At 45.5% G+C, this 2,552-nt stretch carries 2 protein-coding genes; one reads left to right on the top strand and one right to left on the bottom strand.

Annotated features, from left to right (window positions below):
• Nucleotides 1–677 precede the first annotated feature (677 nt).
• A complete protein-coding gene (locus tag AB7S66_RS12520; RefSeq protein WP_428520503.1) occupies nt 678–1,379 on the top strand; it encodes a hypothetical protein in 702 nt (233 codons plus the stop codon).
• Nucleotides 1,380–1,663: 284 nt separating this feature from the next.
• Here AB7S66_RS12520 and AB7S66_RS12515 read toward each other — a convergent pair whose 3' ends face one another.
• Nucleotides 1,664–2,551, bottom strand: coding sequence for a fructose bisphosphate aldolase (locus AB7S66_RS12515; RefSeq protein ID WP_428520501.1), 888 nt, complete (start codon nt 2,549–2,551; stop codon nt 1,664–1,666).
• Nucleotide 2,552: the final 1 nt, after the last annotated feature.

Here is a 2,552-nt window from a genome sequence, read left to right as displayed (position 1 = left end):
TATAATTGCTTCAATCGTCCTCTCTCAGTAAACAGAACATACTGACCATCGTTGATGTTGATTATTCACACGGATGTATGCGGTGTGCATAGCCGGTCTTGCTGCAGAGGGACTACTCCATAAGGTATCGTCTGGCATATTTTATTAAATCATGGAGCAGAGCTTGAAATCGCACTGTCGAGCCACACCAACCTAGGACATTCATGCTAATCCCATGATTACCCGTTACGCCGGTTTATGCATGATAGATTAATTCCTATATCATGGTTATCGATATTGAAAGATGCGATGTTCTACGAATGGAAAAGGTGCAAAGCATGGCCTATGAAATTGCACAGTGTTTTTTAGATGAAGTATCGTACATCAAGAGGAAGGTCCCTTTATCTCGCCCTAGCAACCAACACATAGACGCTTTGCGAAAACTAGCAGAATCCTATTGTATCCAAGAATCTGCTTAGAACGGTAGTGACATCACTGAACAAGGACTATGAGAAAGATAGTGTCACCCAAATCATGGAGCCGTTCCATGAGCTGGAGGAAGCTCCCTGTTAAGGAATTTGCCACTGTTGCAGACAGTTTTCATAACAAGCCGTTGATCAAAGCGTTCCAATCAATGGAAAGCTGACAATTATCAGGATTGAGCAGCTCTCATTTCACGCTCTATCAAGGTGACCGCAATGGGTTCTCACAAATCACCCTACCCGCTGGTACACCCCGCACATTGGAAAAGGTGTCAGGGGGACCAACCGACAGATTCCCATCCGTCACATGGCTCATATGGTGGGACGGGAAGCCATACCATGTACCAAGGACACGGGGATGCAAAGCAAGAGAGAGACAATGGTACTGAAAAGCTCTTCAGGTATGTGGACCGTTTAGTACTTGACCTCTATGCAAGCCATCGAAACTTCCGCAGATTGTTGTTTCACTTCCAGAGTTGCTTTCCCTTTTCAAGGACCTCAGCAATAATCGGTATGTGTTGGATTGAGGGTATTGAAAACGCCTATGATTCATTGGACAAGGATATGCTTAAGGCCAAGGCCTTGGAGATGATCAAACCGATCAAGAGGGAGAAGATACTGAAGGTAGTTGAATCCTATGCGATGGCTGAAGCGGAAGGTCATGGATCTTCAGATCTCAACACGGTAGCAAAAGCAGCTTTCAACAGCAGGATCGCAACCTTGCTCAGAGAGGAAAGCAACATAGTACCAGGAAAGATCAACCGAGCGACCGGAGAGGTGAAATACGGAGACCCAGCGTTTGATGACCTCCTGGATGATATCGCTGAATTAATCTTGATTCGAAAAGGAGATGTGCTGGTCATTTCCAAGGAGATGATGCCAAGCACTACTGGTGTTGCAGCAATATTCAGATACTGACACACGTGTCGCTCAACGTAATTGCATCAGCAACGTGCCCAAAAATGTAATAATTACCCAGCCACAACCAGGCCCTTTGATGATTTACGGCTGATGATGATACTGTAAAGCACAGAAATGACAAGGATGGGTACAAGCAGCATTGCTTGCAATTCTGCATCCTGTCTGGTCACCGTTCCACTGAAATTGAACAGAGCATGGAAGCTTGCACCAGGAATGATACTTCCAGCAAAAAGAGTATCTCCTCACCTATTCCATTTCTCATCAGTGAGGAGCATATATCATTAGGTGATGGAAGCCTCGTAGATTTCTCGTATTGAAGTTTCAAGTATCTTGTTGAACTCCTCGTCACTCTGCTCAACATGCAGATCTTGCGTGAGGGCTCTTGAGAAGCTGGCGATAAGTCCATGGTTCTTTGCAAGAAGCTTATTAGCCTTATTGCGAGGATACCCTCCAGAGAGAGCCACCACACGAACCATGTGCTTATCTTTCTGCAGTTCAGCATAGAAGTTAGGTTCGCTAGGTATGGAGAGCTTCAACATGACCCTATCCTCTTCATTGAGGTGTTCAAGTTGCTTGACAAGTTCAGCTTTCAGAATCTTCTCAGATGCTTGCTTGTCCATGCTGTGGATGTCGACCTCAGGTTCAATGATTGGAACCAAGCCTGCTTTCAATATGATCCTGGCAATTTCAAACTGCTGTTCGACAATCTTCCTGATTCCCTTCGGATTGGATTCCTTGATGACTGAACGCATTTTTGTGCCAAAAATCCCCTGCTCGACTGCTTTCTCAAGCAGTGGTCCAAGGTCGGGCATGGGTTTCATCAACTGAACTCCTTCAGAGAGTTCAGCAAGACCTTTATCCACTTTCAGGAATGGGACTATTCTCTTGGTTTCCCAAAGGTATGCAGAAGTTGGCATTCCTTCAATGGTCCGGTCCATGGTGTCTTCAAACAGAATTGCACCCAGGATATGGGCATCGGTAAAAGCGGGGCTTGTAATGATTCTGGTGCGCATAGCATGTACAAGATCGAACATTTCTTTATCCGTTTTATAGGCGTCTTCAGGGATCCCATACTGCAACAGTGCTTTGGGCGTACTGCCGCCACTCTGGTCCAATGCAGCGATAAAACCTTTTCCAGTTGCCATCCGGCTAAGTTGTTCTCTGTTCATA

The sequence above is a fragment of the Sphaerochaeta sp. genome, assembly GCF_050178175.1.
Classification (GTDB): Bacteria; Spirochaetota; Spirochaetia; order Sphaerochaetales; family Sphaerochaetaceae; genus Sphaerochaeta.
This window is presented reverse-complemented; position numbering and strand designations above follow the sequence as displayed.

Coding starts and splice junctions, on each gene's coding strand:
- AB7S66_RS12520 (WP_428520503.1), top strand. CDS start 678: ATGGGTTCTCACAAATCACCCTACCCGCTGGTACACCCCGCACATTGG.
- AB7S66_RS12515 (WP_428520501.1), bottom strand. CDS start 2,551: ATGAACAGAGAACAACTTAGCCGGATGGCAACTGGAAAAGGTTTTATC.